Annotated in this window: 17 protein-coding genes and 1 other annotated feature; of the genes, 11 read left to right on the top strand and 6 right to left on the bottom strand. The window is 55.4% G+C overall.

Going from position 1 to position 18806, the window contains the following annotated elements; translation table 11 throughout:
• Nucleotides 1–13: 13 nt before the first annotated feature.
• Genes DWX75_RS02330 through DWX75_RS02340 form a run of 3 tightly spaced genes read right to left on the bottom strand, consistent with a single transcriptional unit; the run spans nt 14 to nt 2556 of the window.
• A complete protein-coding gene (locus DWX75_RS02330) occupies nt 14–853 on the bottom strand; it encodes a MetQ/NlpA family ABC transporter substrate-binding protein (protein WP_118014559.1) in 840 nt (279 codons plus the stop codon).
• 19 nt (nt 854–872) lie between these two features.
• A complete protein-coding gene (locus tag DWX75_RS02335) occupies nt 873–1526 on the bottom strand; it encodes a methionine ABC transporter permease (protein WP_118014561.1) in 654 nt (217 codons plus the stop codon).
• Nucleotides 1495–2556, bottom strand: coding sequence for a methionine ABC transporter ATP-binding protein (locus tag DWX75_RS02340; protein WP_118014563.1), 1062 nt, complete (start codon nt 2554–2556; stop codon nt 1495–1497). The genes DWX75_RS02335 and DWX75_RS02340 overlap by 32 nt, the downstream gene beginning before the upstream one ends.
• A 257-nt stretch (nt 2557–2813) precedes the next feature.
• On the opposite strand from DWX75_RS02340, the gene DWX75_RS02345 reads away from it, so the two are divergent.
• From DWX75_RS02345 to DWX75_RS02365, 5 genes are all read left to right on the top strand, one after another.
• A complete protein-coding gene (locus tag DWX75_RS02345) occupies nt 2814–3383 on the top strand; it encodes a DUF3793 family protein (protein ID WP_118014565.1) in 570 nt (189 codons plus the stop codon).
• Nucleotides 3384–3410: 27 nt separating this feature from the next.
• Nucleotides 3411–3842: a flavodoxin gene (locus DWX75_RS02350; protein WP_118014567.1), complete on the top strand. Its 432-nt coding sequence runs from the start codon at nt 3411–3413 to the stop codon at nt 3840–3842.
• A 188-nt stretch (nt 3843–4030) separates the two neighbouring features.
• Nucleotides 4031–4828, top strand: a complete 798-nt coding sequence (locus DWX75_RS02355; protein WP_118014569.1) for a basic amino acid ABC transporter substrate-binding protein — start codon at nt 4031–4033, stop codon at nt 4826–4828.
• 27 nt (nt 4829–4855) lie between these two features.
• Complete coding sequence (gene mmuM / locus DWX75_RS02360; RefSeq protein WP_118014571.1) at nt 4856–5794, top strand: homocysteine S-methyltransferase; 939 nt, start codon at nt 4856–4858, stop codon at nt 5792–5794.
• An 18-nt stretch (nt 5795–5812) separates the two neighbouring features.
• Nucleotides 5813–6277, top strand: coding sequence for a YhcH/YjgK/YiaL family protein (locus DWX75_RS02365; protein WP_118014573.1), 465 nt, complete (start codon nt 5813–5815; stop codon nt 6275–6277).
• 140 nt (nt 6278–6417) lie between these two features.
• On the opposite strand, the gene DWX75_RS02370 is transcribed toward DWX75_RS02365, so the two are convergent.
• Nucleotides 6418–7770: an MFS transporter gene (locus DWX75_RS02370; protein WP_118014575.1), complete on the bottom strand. Its 1353-nt coding sequence runs from the start codon at nt 7768–7770 to the stop codon at nt 6418–6420.
• A gap of 66 nt (nt 7771–7836) precedes the next feature.
• Nucleotides 7837–8095, bottom strand: a binding site (T-box leader).
• A gap of 257 nt (nt 8096–8352) precedes the next feature.
• Here DWX75_RS02370 and DWX75_RS02375 point away from each other — a divergent pair.
• The 4 genes from DWX75_RS02375 to DWX75_RS02390 all read left to right on the top strand — a co-directional run bounded on the left by DWX75_RS02375 (nt 8353) and on the right by DWX75_RS02390 (nt 13980).
• Nucleotides 8353–10029 carry a sigma 54-interacting transcriptional regulator gene (locus DWX75_RS02375; protein ID WP_118014577.1) on the top strand — a complete coding sequence of 559 codons (1677 nt, stop codon included), beginning with the start codon at nt 8353–8355 and terminating at the stop codon, nt 10027–10029.
• A 297-nt stretch (nt 10030–10326) separates the two neighbouring features.
• On the top strand, nt 10327–10593 hold the full coding sequence (locus DWX75_RS02380; RefSeq protein WP_118014579.1) for an HPr family phosphocarrier protein: 267 nt from the start codon (nt 10327–10329) through the stop codon (nt 10591–10593).
• 74 nt (nt 10594–10667) lie between these two features.
• Nucleotides 10668–12380: a phosphoenolpyruvate--protein phosphotransferase gene (gene ptsP, locus DWX75_RS02385; RefSeq protein ID WP_118014581.1), complete on the top strand. Its 1713-nt coding sequence runs from the start codon at nt 10668–10670 to the stop codon at nt 12378–12380.
• 226 nt (nt 12381–12606) lie between these two features.
• Nucleotides 12607–13980: a sodium-dependent transporter gene (locus DWX75_RS02390; protein ID WP_118014583.1), complete on the top strand. Its 1374-nt coding sequence runs from the start codon at nt 12607–12609 to the stop codon at nt 13978–13980.
• A 91-nt stretch (nt 13981–14071) separates the two neighbouring features.
• Here the strand turns inward: DWX75_RS02390 and DWX75_RS02395 are convergent, their stop codons facing one another.
• On the bottom strand, nt 14072–15406 hold the full coding sequence (locus tag DWX75_RS02395; RefSeq protein ID WP_118014585.1) for an S-layer homology domain-containing protein: 1335 nt from the start codon (nt 15404–15406) through the stop codon (nt 14072–14074).
• 552 nt (nt 15407–15958) lie between these two features.
• Here DWX75_RS02395 and DWX75_RS02400 point away from each other — a divergent pair.
• The gene (locus DWX75_RS02400; RefSeq protein ID WP_118014588.1) at nt 15959–16633 is read left to right on the top strand and encodes a TetR family transcriptional regulator; all 675 of its coding nucleotides are present in this window, start codon (nt 15959–15961) and stop codon (nt 16631–16633) included.
• A gap of 90 nt (nt 16634–16723) precedes the next feature.
• Nucleotides 16724–17800, top strand: coding sequence for a glycoside hydrolase family 3 protein (locus DWX75_RS02405; protein WP_233519437.1), 1077 nt, complete (start codon nt 16724–16726; stop codon nt 17798–17800).
• 73 nt (nt 17801–17873) lie between these two features.
• On the opposite strand, the gene DWX75_RS02410 is transcribed toward DWX75_RS02405, so the two are convergent.
• Nucleotides 17874–18713, bottom strand: coding sequence for a menaquinone biosynthetic enzyme MqnA/MqnD family protein (locus tag DWX75_RS02410; RefSeq protein ID WP_118014594.1), 840 nt, complete (start codon nt 18711–18713; stop codon nt 17874–17876).
• Nucleotides 18714–18806 lie beyond the last annotated feature (93 nt).

Genomic DNA, 18806 nt, shown 5'->3' on the forward strand with positions numbered 1-18806 from the left:
GCTGATTTGCGGCTCAGAAAGCCGGAACGACAGCACCTTTGTATTTGTTGTTGATGAAATCCTTGATTTCCTGGCTGTGCAGGACCTTAATAAGAGCCTGGATTTCCGGACGGTTCTCGTCACCTTCGCGTACGGCGATGATGTTGACGTACGGGCTCGTGCTGTCCTCGATGAAGAGGGAATCCTTCGTCGGATCGAGCGGAATCTGCATTGCGAAGTTGGAGTTGATGACGGCAGCGTCGACATCTTCAAGCGTACGCGGCACCTGGGCAGCTTCGACTTCCTGGAACTTGAAGTTCTTCGGGTTCTCGGCAATATCCTGCAGCGTTGCCTTCTCGTTGACGCCGTCCTTGAGCTTCAGCAGGCCGGCCTTCTGGAGCAGCAGCAGTGCGCGGCCGCCGTTCGTCGGGTCGTTCGGGATGGAGATTGTAGCGCCATCCTTGAGATCCTTGAGGTCCTTGACCTTCTTGGAGTAGATGCCCATCGGCTCGATGTGGATGCCGCCGGCATTCACGAGCTTGACATCCTTGTGCTCTTCCATGAAGTTCTTGAGATATGGCTCGTGCTGGAAGAAGTTGGCGTCGAGCTCCTTGTCGTTGAGGGCGAGGTTCGGCTGGACATAGTCGTTGAATTCGACGATATCAAGCGTGATGCCTTCCTTCTCAAGCAGCGGCTTGGCAGCTTCGAGAATTTCGGCATGCGGGACGGCCGTGGCGCCGACCTTCAGCGTCTTGGCACCGCTCGACTGAGCAGCACCCGACGAAGAGGACGACGAGGACTGGCTGCCGCCGCAGCCGGCGAATGCCAGCGTCGCAACGACGAGCGCAGCGATGAGTGCGAGTACTTTTTTCATATGGATTTCCTCCTTTTTTTTATCTCTTGTCCAGGCGTTTGGCAAGCGTGTTGCCGACGAACTGGACGAGCTGGACGAGTACGATGAGGATGATGACGGTGGCCAGCATGATTTCCGGGCGGAAACGCTGATAGCCGTAACGGATGGCGAGGTCGCCGAGGCCGCCGCCGCCGACAGCGCCAGCCATGGCCGATTCGCCGACGAGGCTGATGATGACGGTCGTGAGCTGTGCGACAATCGAGGACATCGATTCGGGCAGCAATACCTTCCAGATGATCTGAGCCGGCGTCGCACCCATGGACTGAGCAGCCTCAATCAGGCCGAACGGCACTTCCTTGAGACTCGTTTCCACCTGGCGCCCGATGAACGGGATGGCCGCGATGACAAGTGGTACCATGGCCGCCGTGGTGCCGATGGCCGTGCCGACGAGCAGTCGCGTGAACGGGATGATGGCGACGAGCAGGATGATGAACGGGATGGAGCGGACGGCATTGACGACGGCTCCGACCGTGCGGTTGAGCACCGGGGACTCGAGAATCTGTCCCTTGCTCGTCGTATGCAGCAGCACGCCGAGCGGCACGCCGATGACCGTGGCGACGATCATGGAGACGACGACCATGTAGACCGTCTCGCCGAGTGCCTTACTCAGCAGTGGAATCATGTCTGCGGACATAACCGATCACCTCCTCCTTGAGATCTTTGCTGCGCAGGTAGGCGATGGCTTCGCTGACCTTTGCCTCCGGCCCCGTGATGCCGATGATCATGCGTCCGAACGGCGTATTCTTGATCTGGTCGAGATTGCCGAAGAGCATTGTGACCTCGATTTCCGGGAATTTGCGGATCATGCCCGCAAGTACCGGATCGTCGGCTGATTCACCGATGAAGGTCAGGCGCAGCAGCAGGTAAGCGCCGGGGACCGGCACCTTCGAGATGGCGCCGCCGCGGAAGGCCGTCGGCAGTTCATTTGAGAGCAGCACGCTGATGAATTCCTTCGTGATGGGCTGCTGCGGGTTCGTGAAGACTTCAAGCACCGTGCCCTGCTCGGCGATGACACCGTTCTCGATGACGGCGACCTTATCGCAGATATCCTTGATGACCTGCATTTCATGCGTGATGACGACGACTGTCAGCGAGAGCTTGCGGTTGATGCTCTGGATGAGTTCGAGAATGGATCGCGTCGTCTGCGGGTCAAGGGCGCTCGTGGCCTCGTCGCAGAGCAGCACCTTCGGCTCGCTCGCAAGTGCTCTGGCGATGCCCACGCGCTGCTTCTGGCCGCCCGAGAGCTGAGATGGATACTGATGGGCTTTGTCGGCAAGTCCGACGAGCTCCAGCAGGGGCTCCACCTTCTTGCGGATTTCTGCTTCCGGCGTGTGCGACAAGCGCAGCGGGAACGCGATGTTGTCGTAAACCGTGGATGTGCTCAGCAGGTTGAAATGCTGGAAGATCATGCCGATGTTCTTGCGAGCCTTGCGCAGCTCCTTATCGCTCATGGCGGTCATGTCCTGTCCATCCACGATGACCTTGCCGGCCGTCGGGCGTTCCAGCATGTTGATGCAGCGGATCAGGGTGGACTTGCCTGCACCGCTGAGGCCGATGATACCGTATATCTCACCGCGCTCGATTGTCAGGTCGATGCCCTTGAGGGCTTTTACCGGGCCTGAGGGGCTGTCGTACGTTTTTTCGATATGAGACAGCTGAATCATATAGCGCCTTACCTCCTAATCATAGTATTTTTATATGTTTTGATACTAGCATATGTAGAATGGCTTGTCAATAACAGGCTGGCACATTCCATACACCATATGAAACATTATATCATCAAATGTCTTCGACTCCTAGACACCTGTCACACATTCCTGAAAAATTTCTCGCGATATATTGCAAATAAGAATTATTTGCAATATAATACAAACAGGGAAAATCCTGGCTGATGATTGGCTTTTGCTGAGGAGGGATAATTTTGGGGCGGAAAGGATTCGAGCAGCTGCTCGGCTTTCATGCAGCACCGTTGTTTGTCGGTATCAAGGCAGCCTGTCTGCTGTCGTTTCGCCGCAGCGCCTTTGAGGACTTCGATGCTTTGCTGGCCGAGTATGAACCGTGCCTGAACTGCAAGGGCATTGAGGTCTTCCGCGTGGTGGAGGGTGAGGAATTCGTGCTCCTGCTGTTCTATCGCCCGGCTGTGCTATGGCGGCGGCTGCAGGATGAAGCGGCCTGGGCCGTGCTCGCGCAGTACGGCTATACCCGTGAGAGCAGCCTTCAAGGCTGTCTCGAACATCTGCAGGCCCGCATGCGCCTGCAAAAATCTTTTCCGCATGAAATCGGGCTCTTCCTCGACTACCCAGTCGAAGATGTTGTAGGATTTATCACATACAAGGGAAAAAATTTTTGTTATAGTGGCTATTGGAAGGTTTACGCGAATGAACAGGAAACGAGAGCGCTCTTTGCGCGTTACGCCCGCTGCAGCGAGGAATTCTGTTCCCGCCTTGAGAAGGGGTGTGCATTTCCGGATCTCGTGCAGGCCATTTCGTAGAAAACAGTCAAAACAGGAGGTTTTACCATGAGCAAAGTAGCAGTCATCTATTGGAGCGGTACGGGCAATACGGAGGAAATGGCGCAGTCTGTCAAGGCTGGTGCAGAGAAAGCCGGTGCTGCGGTGGATCTTTTTGAGGTCGAATCGTTCCCGGTAGAGAAGTTCGGCGAATACGACGGCTTCCTGTTCGGCTGTCCGGCAATGGGCGATGAGGTCCTTGAAGAAGGTTCCTATGAGCCGTTCTTTGCATCCGTTGAGGATAAGCTCTCTGGCGTTCCCGTCGGCCTGTTCGGCTCCTACGGCTGGGGCGGCGGTGCCTGGATGGAGGAGTGGGCCGAGCGCGCGCGCGGCGACGGTGCCAAACTCGTAGGCGACGGCCTGGCCGTTGAGAATTCTCCTTCCGACGAAGACCTCGCCAATTGCGAAGCCCTCGGCCAATCCCTCGTCGCAGCTCTTTAAACTGCATATGTTATTTCTAAAAAGTCCCTGCAAATGTTCGCAGGGACTTTTTTTAGAACATAAATAGGATGGATTTAGAATATACAGGAAAACATATTGACAAAGTATACTTTTGTAAGGTAGACTGATCGTAAGTGTTTACATAGTTACATGATTGCTGACGATAGAAACGGGAAGGTGCGTGCGATATGAAACGATGGTTTGCTTTGCTGGGAGTGTTGCTCCTGGCGGGAGTCTTGGTGGCGGGATGCGGCGGTAATGCGGGTTCGGATGCGTCTTCCGGCAAGCAGGTCCTGCGCGTGGGCATGGATGCGAGTTATCCGCCGTTTGGCTCACAGGATCAGGACACGCAGGATTACGTCGGTTACGATGTCGACATCATCCGCGCCATCGGTGAGCAGGAAGGCTTTGAGGTCCAGATCAGCAACCGTTCCTTCGATGGCCTGATCCCGGCTTTGCAGTCACATGATATCGATGTGGCCATCAATGATATCACGATCACGGACGAACGACGTCAGAATGTCGATTTTTCGAAGCGTTACTACATTGCCGGCCTCGGTGCCGTGGTCAAGGCGGACAACGATACGATCCATACGGCCAAGGACCTCGAGGGCAAGACGCTCGGCGTTTCCATTGGTTCGACCGGTGAGGAGGCTGCCCGCAAGATCCCGGGAGCGAATGTCCGCGTGTTCAATGCCATCAATGAGGCCTTTCTCGAGGTGCAGAACGGCGGCGTTGATGCCGTCATCAACGATATCCCGACGAATGAATACTATGTCAGCCATACGGGTGGGCAGGGAGTGCGCACGGCAGAACTCGCCCTGACGCGCGAGGACCTCGGCATTGCCGTACTCAAGGGCAATGCGGAATTGCTCAACAAGATTGATGATGGCCTGGCCAAGATCAAAAAGAACGGCAAATTCACGGAAATCTACAAGAAATGGTTCGGCAAGGAGCCGCCAGCCGAACTGCTTCAGGATGAATGACGATAGGTGGGGAAGGAGATGGGACGAATGAATGTGCTTGAATCGTATCTGCAGAAGTATCCTCTGATCGTGCTTGACGGTGCTTTTGGTACGGAGCTCGCGCGGCGCGGCTTCGATACGAATGATGCGCTCTGGTCGGCCAAGGCACTGTTTGAGCAGCCTGAGCTCGTCCGGGATGTCCATTACGATTACTATGCGGCCGGCGCCGACGTCTCGACGAGTGCGAGCTATCAGGCGACGGTCGAAGGCTTTGAGAAGAAGGGCTTCACGCGTGAGCAGGCAAAGGAGCTCATCGTGCGCTCCGTACAGCTCGTGCAGCAGGCGCGGGACATCTTCCTGCAGACGCAGCCTGTAGGCAAGGATCGCCCGCGGCCGCTCGCGGCTGCTTCCGTCGGCCCTTACGGGGCTTATCTGGCCGATGGCTCGGAGTATCGCGGCGATTACCGCGCGAGCCGTGCGGAACTCGCTGACTTTCATGCCGAGCGGCTGAGCCTGCTCGTCGGGGCCAAGCCCGATATCCTTGCCGTTGAGACAATGCCGCTGCTCGAAGAAGCCCTCGCCGTGCTCGATGACCTCAAGCATCATCCGGAAGCCGATGCCTGGGTATCCTTCTCCTGTGCCGATGAAATGCATACGTGCGGCGGCGATGATGTGGCGGATTGTGCGCGGCTGCTTGACAAGAACCCGCAGGTGGCTGCCATCGGTGTCAACTGCACGGCGCCGCAGTATGTGGCATCGCTGGTCAAGCGCATCCATGCGCATACGGCCAAGCCCGTCGTCGTCTATCCGAATACGGGTGAGACGTACGATGCCGTGACCAAGACCTGGCATGGCAGCGAGGTGCCGTATCACGGCTATGTGCGCCAGTGGTACGAGGCCGGCGCGCGCCTCATTGGCGGCTGCTGCCGCACGACTCCAGACGATATCCGCGGTATTGCGGCCCTGCGCCAGCATCTGTTAAAATGAGGTGGGAGGATTGATAGCATGATTTTTTCATCAATCGGTGTAAATAAGAGAAGCGTTGCCTTTCCAGCGGCCATCGAGAAGGCTCTTGACTATCTGAAAGCCCATGACTTCACGAAGATGGCGCCGGGCGTCTATGAGATTCAGGGCAAGGACATCTATGCACAGGTCTTTGATGCAGAGACGAAGCCTGTTGAGGAGCAGCGCCCCGAAGTTCATGAGAAATTTGTCGATGTGCAGTTCCTGGCTTCCGGACAGGAGAAGCTGGGCTTCACGCCGGATACGGGCAATTACGAAGTGGCAGAGCGTTTTGATGAACGCGACCTGATCTTCTACAAGGAAGTGGAGAACGAGAGCTTCATCGAGGCGCGCCCCGGCTGCTTCAGCATTTTCTTCCCCGAGGATGTACATCGCCCGGCCTGCGCATCGGGCAAGCCGATGACAGTCCGCAAGGTCGTCGTCAAAGTCAATAAGAATCTGTTATAAAGATACTTAAAAAACAATACGATACCCCTCAGATAGGACAGCCTCCAAATAGACTGTCCTGTCTGAGGGGTATTATTATGCCATGCCGCATAGAAAAAGCGGCTCACCTGTCAGGTGAACCGCAAGTTCATGAGGAAACATTACGCCTCGGCTTCGAGCTTGGCGTTTTCAGACTGGACTTTTTCTGCAGCGAAGACATCCTTGCGCTGGCCGTTGAGCTTGTACTGGATGGTCAGCACGAGCAGGCCGGAGACGAGCATTGCCGCACCCATGATGTAGTAGCCGGCAGCGAAGGAACCCGTGTTGACTTTGACCCAGGCCATCATGTTCGGTCCGACCCAGCCGCCGAGATTGCCGCAGGAATTGATGAGAGCGACGGAACCAGCAGCCGCAGGACCCGTGAGGAACGTCGTCGGGATTGTCCACCAGACGCCCATGGCGGCGTGGATGCCGATAGCGGAGAGGCAGACGAGTGCGAGTGCGACAGGCAGGCTCTGAGCGAACGGGGAGAGGCCGAGGCCAACAGCACCGACGAAGAGCGTGCCGGCTACATGCCAGACCTTATCGCCCGTCTTCGTAGCTGTCTTACTGATGATGAGCTGCACGATGAGAGCCGCCGTCATCGGGATGGCGATTGCACCGCCGAGCAGGGAAGTGGAGAGGCCGGAAAGTTCCTTGAGAACAGTCGGCATCCAGAAGTAGAAGCCCCAGAAACCAACGACCCAGAGGAAATAGATGAGGCAGAGCTTGAGGACTTTCGGATCATGGAAGGCCTGGAGAACCGTGTATTTCTTGCGGGCCTGCATGGCAGCCTGTTCTTTCTTGAAGTTGTCCGTCAGATATTCCTTTTCAGCATCCGTGAGCCAGCCAACTTGGTCCGGACGATCCTTGACGCAGAAGAAGAAGAAAACAGCGAAGGCGAGAGCCGGGATGGCTTCGAGGATGAAGAGTTCCTGCCAGCCGTGCATGCCGAAGAAGGAGCTTTCAAGCAGTACGCCGGCAAGCGGTGCACCGATGATGTTCGAGAGCAGCAGCGACGTCAGCATGAGGCTCGTGGCGCGCGCTCTTTCACCTGCCGTGAACCAGCGCGGGAAGAGCACCGAGTAGATGACGGGGTAGAGGCTGGCTTCCGAGGCGCCCAGCAGGAACCGGCAGAGAAAGAATTGGAACTCCGTCGTCACGAAGGCCATGAAGATGCAGACAAGGCCCCAGGTGAACATGATGCGCGAGATCCATTTCGTTGCGGAGAAATGGGAGGCTACGAGTGAGCCCGGGATCTCGAAAATCAGATAGCCGACAAAGAAGATGCCGGCGCCCATGCCGAAGACTTCCGGCGTTATCCACGGCAGATCGGCTGTCATCGTGAGCTTGGCATACGCGAGATTGACGCGATCAATGCAGGCGATGATTGAGACGAGGAAGACCGGCAGGATGATGCGCCAGTCACGTGCCCGTTTCAGTCGTGCGAAATCAACGTTTGCTGCGTGTTCCATAATGATACCTCCAGGGAAAATAGAAAGAATAAAAGCTTTTGCTGAAAATAAAAAATCCGTCCCTTTGAAAGGGACGGATTTGATTTCCGCGTTACCACCCAAGTTTCGTGCAAAAGCACGACGCTCTGACGTACTCAGGTATTCGATTCACGACGTACCATCATACGCGGCTCCTGTAACGGGGAGCAGTCGTGGCCGCTTACTTTTGGTTCAGCGCCATACCTCGAGGATGATTTTCGGCTTCCTGCTCATCTCCGGCTTTCACCATACCCGGCTCGCTATGCATCAGCGTGGGAAACTTACTCTTTCCTGTCATCGGCTGTTTTTGATGTAAGGACTGTTGTTCTTGATTACGTGTCTTATCATAACGCTGCTATGTAAACTTGTCAACATCTTTTTTGTTTTTCTCGAATATTTGTCTATGATGTGAATCTGACTGTATGCAAATGGGATCGCTGGCATGGTAATGTATTCGATTTTGATCGTTCGTATTCGAAAGAGAAAATCTGATTTCTGCGCGATGGGAGAAGATTTTGGTATCGTTTTATAGTATAATAGAAACTATCAGAAAGGACGATTACCATGATATACGAAAAGGAAGCCGTCATCCATGATGAGGGCGGCATCCATGCCCGCGTGGCGGCCATGATCGTGCAGCGGGCGCAGGAACTGTCGAAGCGCTACGACTGCCATCTGTTCCTGCGCAGCGAGCGCAGTGAGCGCTGTGAGATGCACAGCCTCATGAAGCTCATCGCGCTCAAGGTCAACCGCGGCGACTCGGTCTTTGTCTCGGCCGAAGGTGACAACGGCCGGCAGGCTGTGCTTGAGATGGTGCGTTTCCTCGAAGGTGATTTCGAGATGCATGAGGCGGCGGAAATCCACGGCGTGGACAAGCTGCTGCATGAGAACGCACTGATCCAGGAACGCCTGCAGCTGATCCTGGAGGCCGTGCAGGACGGCATCTGCGTCGTGGACCGCACGGGAGAGATCACATACGTCAATCCCTCCTACCTGCGCATCGTGCACAAGACGCCGGAAATGGTCATCGGGCAGAACGTCTTTGAGACGGCTCCGAACGGCAACCGCTCGGGCGTACTGCGCTCGGGCGTGGCGCGCATCGGCAGCATCAGCCACAAGAAAGATGGCACGACCGTTGTCGCGAACGTCAACCCGCTGTTTGTCGACGGGGAGATTGCCGGCGTCGTCTCGGTCATCAAGGATATCACGGAAATCCAGACTCTGATGGAACGCCTGAGCCAGGTATCGGCCAAGGCGGAATACCTCGAGCAGGAACTCCTGCGCACGAAGAAGACGGCGCAGGCTTTCTCCAATTACATCGGCAAGAGCGGCAAGGTCATCGATGTGCTGGCCCTGGCGTCCAAGGCCGCGGATTCCGGTGCCAATGTGCTCGTGCGCGGCGAGAGCGGCACGGGCAAAGAGGTCATCGCCGAGGGCATCCACTATGCGAGCTCGCGCCGCCGCGGCCCGTTCATCCGTGTCAACTGCGGGGCCATCCCGGGAGCCTTGCTCGAATCCGAGCTCTTCGGTCATGAAAAGGGCGCCTTCACGGGAGCCGTGCGCCGCAAGCTCGGCAAGTTTGAGCTCGCGAATCACGGGACAATTTTCCTCGACGAGATCGGCGATCTCGACAAGAACATGCAGGTCAAGCTGCTGCGCGTCATCCAGCAGAAGGAATTTGACCGCGTGGGCGGCGAGGAAACCATCCATGTCGATGTGCGCATCATTGCGGCCACGAACCGCAACCTCGAGGAAATGGTAAAGGCCGGGGAGTTCCGCGACGACCTCTACTACCGGCTCAACGTCATTCCCATCCTGCTACCGCCGCTGCGTGACCGCGTGGAGGATATCCCGCTGCTCGTCGAGCACTTCATCGAGAAGATCAGCTCGGAGGCGCAGAAGCGCGTGCGCGGCATCACGCCGGAGGCCATGCGCATGCTCATGCATTACCGCTGGCCCGGCAATGTGCGCGAGCTCGAGAACGTCATCGAGCGCGTGATTACACTCATGGATACCGAAGAGATCAACGAAGCCGTGCTGCCTTCCTACATCAAGGGTGAGATCGCCGGGCGCGAAGTCCAGAACATCGCTGACGACACGATCCTGCCCTGGGAGGAATACGAGAAGCAGATCATCGCCAATGCTCTGCGCCAGTGCAACAGCTTCAATGCGGCGGGAAAACTCCTGCGCATCAGCCACAAGACCGTGGCCGCCAAGGCGCGGAAATACGGCTTGGTATAAATTACCAACCGTAGGAAAAGATTACCAACAAAAATCTTGATTTTGGTAAATTTTACCATAACCGCAAGCGAAACGTTTGGGATAAAATTGGAACAATACCAAAGACGAAAAAAGATTTTTCCCCTTGAGCCCTTCTGCCACAAGGGTTTAGGGCAAAAATAAAATAATCTGTCCAGCAGTATAAAGAAGTTGGCACGCGTCTTGCAATAATTATAAGTGCTGATTATAGACCTGTTGGAACAGGTTGGGAAACATTCAGGTTTTAGGTGTTACATTTTTAAGATTGGAGAGATTGTAATGACTCAGGAAACGATCACGATTGAAAACAAGACTGGTATCCATGCCCGCCCGGCTTCCATCTTCGTTCAGACGGCTACGAAGTTCAAGTCCAAGGTTCAGCTCCAGGCTAAAGGCAAGACGATCGATGCCAAGAGCATCCTCATGATCATGAGCATGGGCCTCGTAAAGGGCACGGAAGTCACGATCATCGCAGACGGCCCGGATGAGGCTGAAGCAGTCAAGGCTCTGAAGGATCTCATCGCTTCCAAGTTCGGCGAAGAATAATCCGTTCGGCAACAAAAAGTGGGTGGCCTTCCTCCGGACCCGGTGGAAGGCTATTTTTCAGGGGGAAAAGGAAAATGTCAGAAACTATTCGTGGCAAAGGTGTCATTTCCGGTATCGCGATGGGCAAGATCATGCTCGCAGGCCAGAATCTGGACGGTTATCTGGTGAACTATGAGCCGGAAGACAAAGAGACGGAAAAGAAAAAGGCCAAAGATGCTCTGACGGCTGTTGCGGAAGTGCTGCGCGAGAGCATCGAGAAGCTCAAGAAGCAGGACATGATGGAACAGGCTGCCATCATGGAAGCACATCGCATGATGGTGCAGGATCCGATGATGAGCGACAACATCCTCGCCAAGATCGATGAGCTCGGCAATGCTCCGCAGGGCGTGCTCAAGGCAGCTGAGGAACAGGCTCAGATGTTCGAGCAGATGGACGACGAGTATTTCGCTGCCCGTGCCGTTGACCTGCGCGATGTCGGCAAGCGCGTTGCCAAGTACATCCTCGGCGTCAAGGAACCGGAAATCGGCGACGAGAAGGTCATTCTCTGCGGTCGTGAGATCGAGCCGTCGGTTATCGCCGGCATGGAAACGGAAAAGATCGCCGGTGTACTCCTGGGCTCCGGCAGCACGACGGCACATGCCGTCATCATCGCCAAGGCCCGTGCCATTCCGACGATCGTCGGCCTCAACAAAGAGGACCGCATCGACAAGATTGCAGATGGCGATCATGTTATCATGGATGGTGAGCGCGGCGTCATCGTCATCAATCCGACGGCTGAGGAGATTTCGAGCTACGATGAGAAGATTATCAAGCAGAAGGAACTCGCTGCTCATTACGCAGCTCTCAAAGATCTGCAGGCAGTCACGACGGATGGCGTCAAAGTTGATCTCATGGCCAACATCGGCACGCACATGGATGTCGACAATGCTCTGAACTACGGTGCAGAGGGCGTCGGCCTGTTCCGTTCCGAGTTCGTCTTCATGGGCCGTCAGGAAATCCCGACGGAGGAAGACCAGTTCAAGGCTTACAAGGAAGCTGTTGAGAAATGCCAGGGCAAGCTCTGCGTCATTCGCACGATGGATATCGGCGGTGACAAGCCGCTGCCGTACCTCAACATCCCGACGGAGGAGAATCCGTTCCTCGGCTACCGTGCTGTCCGCATCAGCCTGCAGCGCCGCGACCTCTTCCTGCCGCAGCTCAAGGCCATCCTGCGCGCCGGTGTTTACGGCAAGGCTGCCATCATGGTCCCGATGATCATCAACGTGGCGGAGTTCAAGAAGGTCAAGGAGTTCATCGAGGAAGCCAAACTCGAGCTGACGCATGAGGGCAAGGCATACTCCGATGATGTCCAGGTGGGCATCATGGTCGAGACACCGGCTGCTGCCATCATGACGCCGGTACTCGCCAAGTACGTTGACTTCTTCTCCATCGGCACGAACGACCTCGTCCAGTACACGCTGGCCGTTGACCGCGGCAACGCGAACATCTCCTATCTCTACAACCACTTCAACCCGGCTGTGCTGCGCCTCGTTCAGCGCACGATCACGAGCGCTCGCGAGAACGGCATCTGGGCCGGCATGTGCGGCGAGATGGCTTCGGACCCGAATGCAGCTGTCCTGCTCATGGCTATGGGCATCAGCGAGCTTTCGATGAGCGCACCGTCCATCCCGCGCGTCAAGGAGAAGATCCGCTCCATCAGCTCCGTCAAGGCCAAGGAAATCCTTGGCGAAGTCATGGCCATGGAGGATGGCGACGAGATCAAGGCTTACCTGCAGAAGGTACTTTGATTTGTGGGCTTGTCCATAATCTGACAGACCATAAGGGCTGCGGCACCAAGTCATACAGCTTGGCGCCCGCGGCCCTTTTCGTGTCTGAAGAGCATCCACGGGGCTTTGCTGACTGGACAAAAATCATCTGGTAGAGTAAGATGAATAGGTATACACTGGTCACTTTGTATCGTTGTAAGGGTGGCCGGCAGTAAAAAAAGTATTTCTTATAAATGGAGGGAGAAATTTGGAATCACGCGGGAGTTTCTCGACACGGCTCGGCTTTATCCTGGTATCGGCCGGTTGTGCCATCGGACTCGGTAATGTTTGGCGCTTCCCCTATATCACGGGACTTTATGGCGGCGCATCATTCGTTTTGATTTATCTGGTATTCCTGGCCATCCTCGGCCTGCCCATCATGGTCGCGGAGTTTGCCGTCGGCCGCGCGAGCGTGCGCAGCGCCGCAATGTCCTTCGACGTGCTGGAACCGAAGGGAACGAAATGGCACTGGTACAAGTACGGAGCCATCGCGGGCAATCTGCTGCTCATGATGTTCTACACGACGGTTTCCGGCTGGATGTTCTACTATCTTTACAAGATGGCTACGGGGGCCTTTGACGGGCTCGATGCTGACGGCGTCGGTGCCGTCTTCGGCGGCCTCTTGGCCGACCCCGTCACGATGGCCGGCTGCATGATTCTCGTCGTGCTGCTCTGCGGCGGCGTCTGCTACCTCGGCGTTGAGGCCGGCGTCGAGCGCATCACGAAGTGGATGATGCTCTGCCTGTTCCTGCTGATGGCCGTGCTCGTCGTCAATTCCATCATGCTGCCGAACAGCGAGATTGGCCTCAAGTATTATCTGTATCCGGATTTCAACAAGGTCATGGAATACGGCGTACAGGAAGTCGTCTTTGCGGCCATGGGGCAGGCATTCTTCACGCTGAGCCTCGGCATCGGCGCCCTGGCCATCTTCGGCAGCTACATCGGCAAGTCGAAGCGCCTGACGGGCGAGGCCGTCTGGGTCATCATCCTCGACACGTTCGTCGCCATCATGGCCGGCCTCATCATCTTCCCGGCCTGCTTCAGCTATGGCGTCAACCCCGGCAGCGGCCCGAACCTCCTGTTCGTGACCCTGCCGAATGTCTTCAACCATATGGCCTTCGGTCATCTCTGGGGCGCACTGTTCTTCCTGTTCATGGCGTTCGCGTCCATGTCCACGGTCATCGCCGTCTTTGAGAACCTCATCTGCTGTTTCTTGGAGCTTTTGCGCAAGGACCGCAAGGTCATCATCCGCTGGGGTATCCTCGTCATCATCCTGCTCTCGCTGCCCTGCGTACTGGGCTTCAACCTCTGGAGCGGCTTTACGCCGTTCGGGCCGGGCTCCAACGTACTGAGCCTCGAGGACTTCCTCGTCAGCAACAACCTGTTGCCGCTCGGCAGTCTCGTCTACCTGGCGTTCTGCACGAGTCGCTACGGCTGGGGCTGGGATAACTTCATCAAGGAAGCCGATACGGGCTACGGCATGAAGTTCCCGAAATGGATCCGCTTCTACGTGACCTGGATCCTGCCGCTCGTCGTGCTCTACATCTTCGCGGCGGGATATTACGCGATGTTCTTTAAATAAGCGATTCATCGAAATAAAAAAGTCCCCCGGACATCGGAGTTTCCATCCGATGTCCGGGGGACTTTGTATGTCTGATCAGATATTTGTCAAATCAGAAGAAGAACTGGACACGACCCCAGAGCGTATCTACATCGCGGTCGGAATCAATGCCTTTGCCGTTGAAGTACTTGGCCGTAGCGACTACGTTGCGGAACGGAGCGTAGTTGGCACCGACTTCCCAGCCCTTGGCACCGACTACCTGAGCATCTTCCGTGCCGAAGATGGAGGTGTAGGTACCGAGGTAACGGTAAGCGGCATAAGCGCCCCACGTGCCCTTGTTCTCAGCCTGAGCACCCTTGTAGTTGTAGAGGACCTGCCAGGACTTGTCGAGGTTGTCAGCCGAGGTGTTGTTGGCATAAGCGGCGAACAGGCGGCTCGTGCCATCGAAGTTGTAGCCGAGGTTTGCGGACCAGATGTTGGCGTTATCCTCGTCGTTGCTGTTCGTGTACGGATCGTTGTCGTTCAGTCCAACTGCTTTAGCGCCTTCCTCATATACCTTCTTGAATGCGTCAGAATTCAGATGATAGTAAGCAGCGCCGCCGGTCCACTTGCTGGCCGGGGATGCATACTGCAGCGTGATGCCCTGCATGTTGGCGGCATCATCCTTCTTCAGGCCGTTGTAGAGGCCCTTGTCATCGCTGACATCGATGCGGCCGGCATAGATCGTAGCCTTGAGGTCTTTGCCGAACGATACGTTGGCACCGGACATCTCATCGTCGAAGACAAGGCCCTGCTCCGGCGTGTAGAGGCCGAACTTACCGAGCTGCGTCTGGAAGTTGCCGTAGTTGCCCTGTGCGTAGATACGCTGCAGTTTAACCTGATCTTCATCATGGTTAGTGCCCGAGCCTTTATCGTCGGACATCTCCGTCGTGGCATCGAGACGGGCGTTTACATGCCAGTTGCTGTTGACCTCAGCGGACGGCTCGAGACGGAACAGCAGCTTATCGGAGTTCTTGCGGTTCTTGTGGCCGTCTTTGTTTGCATCCTCAGCGCGCAGGCTGCGGTACGTGTAACGTGCCTGGCCATTCCATTTTACCATGTCGGCATTGCGCTCGAGGTTGCTGACGCGGACGCCGAGGTTGTTGAGCTCATCGGAGAACTCAGCAGCGAGTTTGTCGATGAGGGCCTTATCAGCAGCGGAGACATCGCTCTTGGCCATAGCCTTGGCGATCATCTGAGCCATCTCATAACGCGTGATGTTCTGGTTGCCACGGAACGTCGTGTCGCCATAGCCTTCGATGACGCCGTCAGCTGCGAGCTGGGATACAGCATCGTATGCCCAGTGGTCAGCCGGTACATCGGAGAACGGGTTGGCAGCTGCAAACGTCGTGGAAGCAGCGCCGACGACGAGAGCCGTCGTCAAAGCAGATACGAGAGTCTTTTTCATGAGAATCTCCTCCTAAAATAAAGATAAAACGGTTAGTTTTGCAGGAGATTCAAAAGCATTCGCAAGTGTCCATGTTTCCTTGGTCTTCTTTTGAACATCCTACTAAGCTTATCTTAATCCATAGTTTGCAAAGTGTCCATTATTAAACGATTAGATTTATATTATAGATTGTATTGAATTTTTAATAATCCTGTCTGTGCCGGATGGCCAGACAAAAAAGAGCTCCTGGAAAAATCCAGGAGCAAATGCATAGAAAATAGTAAGAATGGTTATGAGAGAAGAAGCGCCTCGTGAACGACATGAGGGAAAGAAAAGAAGATGTGTTCACGAGTTTTGCCTCTTACTGGCAATTTAGTGATGGGTGATTTTTAACCTGTATCACGCTGTTAATGTTATAGTAATATGTAATTTGCTAAATGTCAACTATTAGTTTGCGAAACGTCTGCTATTTGAACAGAATGCCACGTCGATGCATGGCAGGAAACCTTGTTCAAGAGGTCGTTCTATACTATAATGATAGATGTAATTTTATGTTAGTAAAGAAGGAATGTTATGTCATTTCAACGTGCACGCAAAGCGGAACAGATTCAAGAACGGCGGCAGGAAATCCTCGATGCTGCCTGGGACCTCTTCGTGGAGGGCGGACTGGAGATGGTGACGTTCTCGACGATCGCCATGAAAATTTCTTTTACGCGTCAGACCATCTACACCTATTATCGGTCGAGAGATGAAGTCCTGCTCGATTTGCTCGGCATTCATGTCAAAGAGTTTTACGAACAGATCAAGCAGATGTTTCCCAAGGGAGAATATGTCACCCAGCACGAGTTCTGTCATCGTCTTGCCACGCATCTGCTGACACATAAGAACCTGCTGCTGCTGTTTTCTCTTCATATTATGCTGGAGCAAAATTCGCGGTATGAGAATATCCTGGTCTATAAACGCATCATGTATGAAGCGTTCCCGACATTTGATGTCATCCTGCATGAACAGTGCCCGGATACGCCGGACGAGGCATTCTGCCATTTCTGTATCACGATCATGATTTATATTGGCAGCATCTATCCGCTGCTCGACCAGACGCCTCTGCAGATGAAAGCTCTGCGCGAGGCAATGGGCGGACTGGAAGTGCCGTCTGAGGAAGAGACGATCATGTCTTCTCTGACGCTCATGACGGCTTCGTTCCATTTTGTGGGTGACACGCTGGCAGGGACATCGGAGCAGGGGTGATGAATCGCAGAGAGGGTGGACTGGATGATGCGGAAGCGAAAGAAATTTTTAGGAGTATTATTCGCTGCTATTGTGGGGATGACAGTACTCTTGGCAGGCTGTGGTACTTCTGCCGGAGAGCAGGGACAGGCAGCGAAAGAAAAGACGCTTGACGAGCAGGTCGATGATATCGTTGCTTCGATGTCGCTGACGGAGAAAGTTGGGCAGATGGTCATGATTGGCGTCAAGGGTACGGACGTCAACGATGACAGCCTCTACATGCTGCATCAGTACCATATGGGCGGCGTCATCCTGTTTGACCGCAACATGGAGTCATCTGAGCAGACGAAGAAGCTTATTGCCGATCTGCAGGCGCAGGCCGAGCAGAAGGTACCGCTTTTCATCGGCGTCGATGAGGAGGGCGGCGACGTGGTGCGCGGCAAGAGCTTCCTGACGCCGCCGCCGTCGCAGCGGGAAATCGGCCAGACCGGCGAAGTGACGAAGGCAGAGGATTCGGCAGACAAGACGGCCGTGGCACTCAAGAATCTGGGCTTCAACGTCAATTTCGCGCCGGTGGCCGATGTCGACAGCGATGCGCGCTCCTTCGGTCCTGACGGCGAGCAGACGACCAAGTTCGTGCAGGCGGCGTCCCAGGGCTATGAGAAGAACCGCATGATGTATGCCCTCAAGCATTTTCCGGGCATCGGCCGCGGCACGGTGGACTCGCATCAGGACATTTCCACGATCGCGGCTTCGAAGGAGGAGCTCGAGAAGCGTGACCTCCTGCCGTTCAAGGCCATCATCGATGAACGCCAGCCCGAGGATTATTTCATCCTCGTCTCGCATCTGCGCTATCCGGCCTACGATGCCGAGAATCCGGCCAGCCTTTCGAAGGCCATCCAGACGGATCTTCTGCGCGGCGAGCTCGGCTACCGCGGCCTCATCATCACGGATGACACGGAGATGGGGGCGCTCGCGAAGCATTACAGCTTCCGTGAACTCGGCGTGCGTGCCGTGACAGCCGGTGCCGATGTCGTCATGGTCTGCCACGAGTACGAGCATGAGACGGATGTTTACCTCGGCCTGCTGGATGCCGTGAAGGACGGCACGATTTCGGAAGACCGCATCAATGAATCGGTGCGTCGCATCGTCAAGGCCAAGCTGCTGCACGCGAAGACAGAGGCATAAATAAAAAAACGGGTGAACTCACAATCGGCAAGTGAGTTCACCCGTTTTGTTTTGTTGGCTGAGGCAGCTGGTATCAGCGGCGTACGTGTGCCAAGCGGATCTCCGGCACATGGTCGATGAGGTTCATCTCGTGTGCGAGCCGGTAGAAGGTCTTGAGCCCGTCGAGATACTCGTCGGTCAGTTCCCAGCGGATCGTGGGACCGAGATAATGATCGAGCTGTTCGTAGGTAAACGGCTTATGCGGCAGTACGGCTTCGATGGCCTCTTTTTTATGGGTCAGGCCCGTGGCGAAGGCATGGTGGATGCGGTCGTAAACGAGCTGCAGGAGTTCGGGGGATTCTTCGGCGAATTTCCTGCTGGCCACCCAGAGCGCATAGACCATTTTCTTGCCCGTGAGCTTCTTCCACTCACGGCCCAGGTCGTAGTAGTAATAGCCAGGCTGCTGGTGGTAGTAGAGCCAGAGCGCATCGTCGCCGATGAGCAGCGAGCCCGTCGCGTCCTCGGGAATCGGGTCCTCAGGGGTGATGTGGCGCACATAATAATTGGGGATGGCACCGTACCCGAGGCGCAGGATGATCTTGAGCAGACAGTGCGACGTGGCGGATTTGGCCGTGAGGATGAGCTTGTCATCCTGGAGTTCTTCAATCGGCTTGCGTGAAACCAGAAGGATGCTTTCGACGTCGCCATCCGTCGAGACGCAGACATCCGGCAGTACGACGAGCTCCTCGCTCTGACGGGCGTAGACGATGGACGAGACATTGCTGACATCGAGGCGGTGATTGATGATGTCGTTATTGAGCACGGCGGGCACGCCACGCGTGATCGCAAGTTCCCGGTCCGCGCCGTGTGCGTAGCTCCAGGAAAGCGGCAGTACATTCAGGAAATTGATGTGTCCGACTCTTGGGTAAGGCATGAAAGGTCCCCTTTCTTGTTTCGATGCTAGTGTTTCCATTATACACGTTAAGCGTCGCAAAATACATGACATTTCTTTATGTATACCGTATTT

Origin of the sequence: Mitsuokella sp. AF21-1AC, assembly GCF_003458855.1 — a bacterium.
GTDB lineage: Bacteria > Bacillota > Negativicutes > Selenomonadales > Selenomonadaceae > Mitsuokella.